Annotated in this window: 6 protein-coding genes and 1 pseudogene; 1 reads left to right on the top strand and 6 read right to left on the bottom strand. The window is 60.9% G+C overall.

Annotation, left to right across the window (positions count from 1 at the left end):
- Window positions 1–108: 108 nt before the first annotated feature.
- From icd to ACJWXQ_RS01920, 6 genes and pseudogenes are all read right to left on the bottom strand, one after another.
- A pseudogene (icd, locus tag ACJWXQ_RS01895) lies at window positions 109–1,350 on the bottom strand (isocitrate dehydrogenase (NADP(+))); the annotation flags it as partial.
- A gap of 124 nt (window positions 1,351–1,474) precedes the next feature.
- The gene (locus ACJWXQ_RS01900; protein WP_346050041.1) at window positions 1,475–1,930 is read right to left on the bottom strand and encodes an NUDIX hydrolase; all 456 of its coding nucleotides are present in this window, start codon (window positions 1,928–1,930) and stop codon (window positions 1,475–1,477) included.
- Between the two features lie 91 nt (window positions 1,931–2,021).
- Entirely contained in the window at window positions 2,022–2,402 is a 381-nt protein-coding gene (locus tag ACJWXQ_RS01905; protein WP_346050043.1) for a S4 domain-containing protein, read from the bottom strand.
- Between the two features lie 60 nt (window positions 2,403–2,462).
- Complete coding sequence (locus ACJWXQ_RS01910) at window positions 2,463–2,987, bottom strand: chalcone isomerase family protein (RefSeq protein ID WP_346050045.1); 525 nt, start codon at window positions 2,985–2,987, stop codon at window positions 2,463–2,465.
- Window positions 2,984–3,790 (bottom strand): DUF1295 domain-containing protein, encoded by an 807-nt coding sequence (locus ACJWXQ_RS01915; RefSeq protein ID WP_346050047.1) that lies wholly within the window; start codon window positions 3,788–3,790, stop codon window positions 2,984–2,986. The genes ACJWXQ_RS01910 and ACJWXQ_RS01915 overlap by 4 nt, the downstream gene beginning before the upstream one ends.
- Window positions 3,787–4,836 (bottom strand): cyclopropane-fatty-acyl-phospholipid synthase family protein, encoded by a 1,050-nt coding sequence (locus tag ACJWXQ_RS01920; RefSeq protein WP_346050049.1) that lies wholly within the window; start codon window positions 4,834–4,836, stop codon window positions 3,787–3,789. The genes ACJWXQ_RS01915 and ACJWXQ_RS01920 overlap by 4 nt, the downstream gene beginning before the upstream one ends.
- 152 nt (window positions 4,837–4,988) lie before the next feature.
- Here ACJWXQ_RS01920 and kbl point away from each other — a divergent pair.
- A partial coding sequence (gene kbl, locus ACJWXQ_RS01925; protein WP_406672038.1) for a glycine C-acetyltransferase occupies window positions 4,989–5,839 on the top strand: 851 nt, incomplete at its 3' end.

The following is a 5,839-nucleotide window of genomic DNA, read 5'->3' on the forward strand; positions in this document are numbered from 1 at the left end:
CCGCATCAGCACCAAGGCAGCTCAAATCAATTCATTCGCGCTCAAAAAAGCCGCCCTCCCCGGAGGGAAGGCGGCTTCCTGTGACAGACTCGAAACCGACGCCAATTACATGTTGGCAATCAGGGCATCGGCAAACTCGCTGGTCTTCACTTCCTTCGCGCCGTCCATCTGGCGGGCGAAGTCATAGGTCACGGTCTTGCCGGCCACGGTCTTCTCGTAGGCCTTCTGCACCAGCTCGCTGGCTTCGGTCCAGCCCATGTAGTCCAGCATCATGGTGCCGGAGAACAGCAGGGAACCCGGGTTCACCTTGTCCTTGCCGGCGTGCTTCGGCGCGGTACCGTGGGTGGCCTCGAACACGGCCACTTCGTCGGAGATGTTGGCGCCGGGGGCAATACCCACACCACCCACTTCCGCGGCACAGGCGTCGGAGAGGTAATCGCCATTGAGGTTCATGGTGGCGAGCACGTCGAATTCGTCCGGACGCAGCAGCATCAGCTGGAACATGATGTCGGCGATGCGATCCTTGATGACAATCTTGCCTTCCGGCTGCTTGCCATCGTACTTGTCCCACAGCTCGTCCTCGGTAATGACCTTGTCGCCGAACTCTTCCTTGGCCACTTCATAGCCCCAGGTGCGGAAGGCACCCTCGGTAAACTTCATGATGTTGCCCTTGTGGACCAGGGTCACGCTCTTGCGGCCCTGCTCGATGGCCCACTCGATGGCCTTGCGCACCAGGCGCTTGGAGCCGAAGGGGCTGATGGGCTTCACGCCCAGACCGGCGTCATCGAAGAAGGTGGCGCCCATTTCATCCCGCAGGAAGGCGGACAGCTTCTTGTTCTCGTCGCTGCCAGACTGGTATTCGATGCCGGCGTAGACGTCTTCGGTGTTCTCGCGGAAGATCACCACGTCGATGTCTTCCGGCTTTTTCAGCGGCGAGGGCACGCCCTCGTAGTACTTCACCGGGCGCACGCAGGCGAAGAGATCCAGCTGCTGGCGCAGGGACACGTTCAGGGAACGGAAGCCCTCGCCCACCGGGGTGGTCAGCGGGCCCTTGATGGCCACGCGCAGATCCTTGATGGCTTCCAGGGTCTCGGCCGGGAAGTAGTCACCGTCGTACTTGGCGGCGGCCTTCTCGCCCATGTACAGCTCGGCCCAGTGAATCTTGCGCTTGCCGCCATAGGCCTTCTCCACGGCGGCGTCCCAGACCTTCTGGCAGGCCGGGCTGATGTCGACGCCGATGCCGTCACCTTCCACCATGCCGACGATGGGGTTGTCCGGCACCTTCAGCTCGCCATTTTCACGCGTGATCTTCTCCCCGCCTTCAGGCAGGACGACATGCTGATAAGCCATGGAGTGCTCCTTGGAGTTTTGACAATACGAGACCGCCCCCGACGCATCGGGGGCGAGAAAACGTCAATTATACCGAATCTGGACCATGATTTCCCGGTAACGGAAAATTACTCTGGTGGCACTTTCAGGGCTTCTCCGGCACTGGCAAGGGCCTGACCGGGGCACACTCGCCCTTGTCACGCCAGCGCAGGTAGTCATGCAGGATCAGACCATGATCAAAGGCCAGGGGCGGGGGCTTGGCGGGGTCGGCCAGCTTGATGGCGCGGGCGTCGTCTCCGGCACGGGGCGTGCCCACCGCCCGGCCGACATAGACGACGCTGACATTGTGGCCGCGCGGGTCGCGGCGGGGATCGGAATACACACCCAGCAAGGTGACCAGACGGACCTCCAGGCCGGTCTCCTCCCAGGCCTCGCGCATGGCCGCCCGCTCCACGGTCTCGCCGATGTCCACGAAGCCCCCCGGCAAGGCCCAGCCCAAGGGTTCATGATGGCGCTCGATCAGCACGATACTGCCATCGTTGCGGTCCGGCTTTTCGATCACCACATCGACGGTGAGCAAGGGGGTCTCGGGTCTTGGCATGGGGACTCCTGTCTGCCTCGCAGGGCAGGATAACAGGAATATGGCTCCCGTTGCCTGCGCACGTCGGCGCTACCCTCCTGGCGGGCCGGCGCTAGTCCTTGCCGGTCATGCGACGCAGTTGGCGCCGTTGCTTCTTGTCAGGACGTCTCTCGGGAATGGGCCGTGCCAGGCGCTCCATCTTGCGAATTTCGGCATTCTTGCGCCGCCGTTCCAGGCTTTCCGCAGTCTCTTCATACAAGGTCTCGGCCACCTTCGCCGGGCCCCGCTTCTCGGACAGGACCTGAACCCGAACCTCGAACTGCTGCGGCCCCTTGGTGATCCGCACCGCATCTCCGGGCTTCAAGCCATGGGCCGGCTTCACCCGATGACCATTGACATGCACCTTGCCCCCGGCCACTGCCTGCTGAGCCAGAGAGCGGGTCTTGAAGAACCGCGCCGCCCACAACCATTTGTCGACTCTGACGTCACTCATGGGGCCATTCTATCAGGACACAGGGAATGGCCTCGGAGCTCAAGAGCACTACAGACGATCCTACTTCCCCAGCAGGCGGCGGCGGAAGGCGGGAGCAGTGGTATGTTCACTTAACCAGATTTCAAAAAAGGGACGGGCGAAGTCCGGATCGTCCACTTCATGACGGAACTCGCCATTGAAATAGAAACGAACGGATTCCCCAGGCCGATACCATCCGGTAATGCGGTCACCGTCGGAGACATCCGGAAAGGCCTGTTTCTGTTCATCCAGCCAACAATCTTCCAGGAGATCGCAATGACCCAATTCCTTCATTTCCTTTGCCCCTCGTTCGGCGATGTCCTCGCCCTTGAGGTTCCGGGCATACTTGAAATCCAGCACGAATGGCTGCTCCCAGCCCCATTCTCCATCCGGCGCCCACAGGGCACCGTCGTAGACATGAAAGAGATAGACCCGCAACCTGGCACTGCCTTTCAGCTGCCAGTCTCCGGCGTCACGGATTTCGGCGGGCAATTCACCCGTCCCCTCGGCCCTCGCGGTTAGCGGCAGCAGCAGAAACAATAATAGCGCCAGCAAGGCTGATCTCATGAGTCACCTCCACGGGCCCTTGGCGGACCGGGGATCAAGGCATTGGTGCGGCGGACATAATCGACATATTCCGGCTTTTTCTCGGCCAGGCTTTTTTCCAGCAAGGTCACGCCGGAAACGCGGGCAATGAAAAAGGTCATCAGAGCCGGCCCGAAAAAGGTCCACCATCCGCCGACCGGCACGCTCATCAGCCAATAGGCCCACCAGACGCAGACATCACCGAAATAGTTGGGGTGCCGGGTATAACGCCACAGGCCGCGATCCATGACCCGACCGCGGTTTGCCGGATCAGCCTTGAAGCGAGCCAGCTGCCAATCACCGACGCTCTCAAAAACAAATCCCACCAGCCATAACAGCCCCCCAATCCCCAGGAGCCAGACCCAGGGCGTGTCAGGCGGGCTGCCGTGCCCCACCATCAACAGGGGGAAGGCCACCAGCCACATGATCAGGCCTTGCAGAACAAAGACCGTGAACAGGCTCACCCACCAGAAGCGCGGGCCATGCTTGTCGCGCATCTGTCGATATCGGTAATCCTCGCCGTGATTCCAGTTGCGCCAGCTCAAATACAGGGACAGGCGCAAGCCCCAGAGGGTGACGAGGACCACGGGAATCAGCATCAGGCTTTCCCGGGGGCCTGTCAGCCACCAGAACCATGCCAGGAGCACAAAACCAAACCCCCAGCAACGATCCACCAGGCTGGCGTCGCGCAATACCAGACTGGATACCCAGACCACGAACATCAGACCCAGGGCTGGAACCAGGCCCAGCAGGGCCGCGCTGCCGAGGGATTCAATGCCATTCATTTCTGCCCCTCCTCTTCCGGCTTGCGAAAGCGGTAATGGGAAACCCACCATTCCTCTCCACCCCGGAACGCAAAGAACTCCTCGCAGGCGAGGAAGAACATGCGCCAGCGATTGAACCAGACAGCAGCATCCTCCTGCCCATAGGTGTCAGACATGAGCGGCATGAGTTCGGATCGATTCTGATCCAGGTTATCCAACCAGGCACGACAGGTTCGGGCGTAATGCCGGCCATTCCAGCGCCAGTGTTGTTCAAGACGAAGGGCCTGTTGAAAACGCCCCGGCAATTCATCCGAGGGCATCAATCCGCCCGTGAAAAAATATCGCGCCATCCAGTTGCCGCTGCCCTCGGTCTCGAAGAAATAGGGATAATCTCTGTGGCAAAAGATATGAATGAACAAGGCGCCACCGGGCCGAAGCCAGCTATTGACCCGAGCAAGCAACTCGGACCAGTTGCGCATGTGCTCAAACATTTCCAGAGAAATTACCCGGTCGTAGGACTGGGGCGTCTGGAATTCATTGATGTCGGCGGTAATGACCTGGAGGTTCCCAAGACCCCGCTCCCGGGCCCGGGCCTCAATGAATGCCTTCTGGCCCGCGGAATTCGAGACTGCGGTAATTCGTGCGGCGGGATAACGCTCGGCCATCCACAGGCTCAAGGCACCCCAGCCGCAGCCCAGCTCCAGAATGCCCTGCCCGTCAGCCAGTTCCGCCCGCTCACAACTGATTTCCAGTGCCCGATTCTCGGCCTGAGCCAGGTGCCAGGTATCCCCGCCCCACCAGCAGGCGGAGTACTTCATGTTCGGCCCCAGCACCCCCTCGAAAAAGCGGGTTGGCAACTCGTAATGCTGCTCGTTGGCGGTATCGGTCGCCACCGCAATCGGGCCCTGGGACATCTGCATCAGCAAATTCTCCACCGAGGCCGCCCGTTCCTCGCAGTCCGCCGGTCGCAGCCGGTCAGCCCGCTGTCGCAGCAGCTGACGAATACCCAGTCGAGTCAGCATATCGGGGATCCAGCCCTTCTCCACCAAGGCGATGAGACGGTCCATTGTGTCTTCTCCAGCCTTATTTGCGATACCCGGACTATACAGGAGTTATACATCTCGATTGCAAATTATTTCAATCGAAGCAGGGCGAGGCCGGCTCGCAGCAGCCGAACTGTTATAATTTGGCGCTTTCCCACAATTCTGGAGGCAGCCACGTGAACTCGGACATCCGCGACCATCTCCGCAAGGAACTGGACACCCTCCGCGAGGAAGGCCTCTACAAGGCCGAACGGGTGATCACCACCCCCCAGGAGGCCGAGATCGCCCTGGCCGACGGCAAGGAGGTCATCAACCTCTGCGCCAACAACTACCTTGGCCTGTCCAACCACCCGGAAGTGGTCAAATCGGCCCACCAGGCACTGGACGAGCATGGCTTTGGGATGTCTTCGGTGCGCTTCATCTGCGGCACCCAGGACATCCACAAGGACCTGGAAGCGAAGATATCCGAATTCCTTGGGCAGGAGGACACCATCCTCTATCCCTCCGCCTTCGACGCCAATGGCGGCCTGTTCGAGACCCTGCTGGGCCCGGAAGACGCAGTGATCTCCGACGAGCTCAACCATGCTTCCATCATTGACGGTATTCGTCTTTGCAAGGCCAAGCGTTTCCGCTACCGCAACAACGACATGGCTGACCTGGAGGCCAAGCTCAAGGAGGCCGATGAGCAGGGCGCCCGGTTCAAGCTGATCGCCACTGACGGTGTCTTTTCCATGGACGGCTATATTGCCGATCTGAAGGCCATCTGTGATCTGGCGGACAAGTACCAGGCCCTGGTAATGGTGGACGACTGCCACGCCACCGGCTTCCTCGGCAAGGGTGGGCGCGGCACCCACGAGTACTGCGAGGTGATGGGCAGGGTGGACATCCTCACCGGCACCCTGGGCAAGGCCCTGGGCGGCGCCTCCGGCGGCTACACCTCAGCCAGCAAGGAAATCGTGGAATGGCTGCGTCAGCGCTCCAGGCCCTATCTCTTCTCCAACACCCTCGCCCCGGTGATCGCCCAGAC

It is taken from the genome of Natronospira sp. (assembly GCF_007134575.1).
Classification (GTDB): domain Bacteria; phylum Pseudomonadota; class Gammaproteobacteria; order Natronospirales; family Natronospiraceae; genus Natronospira; species Natronospira elongata.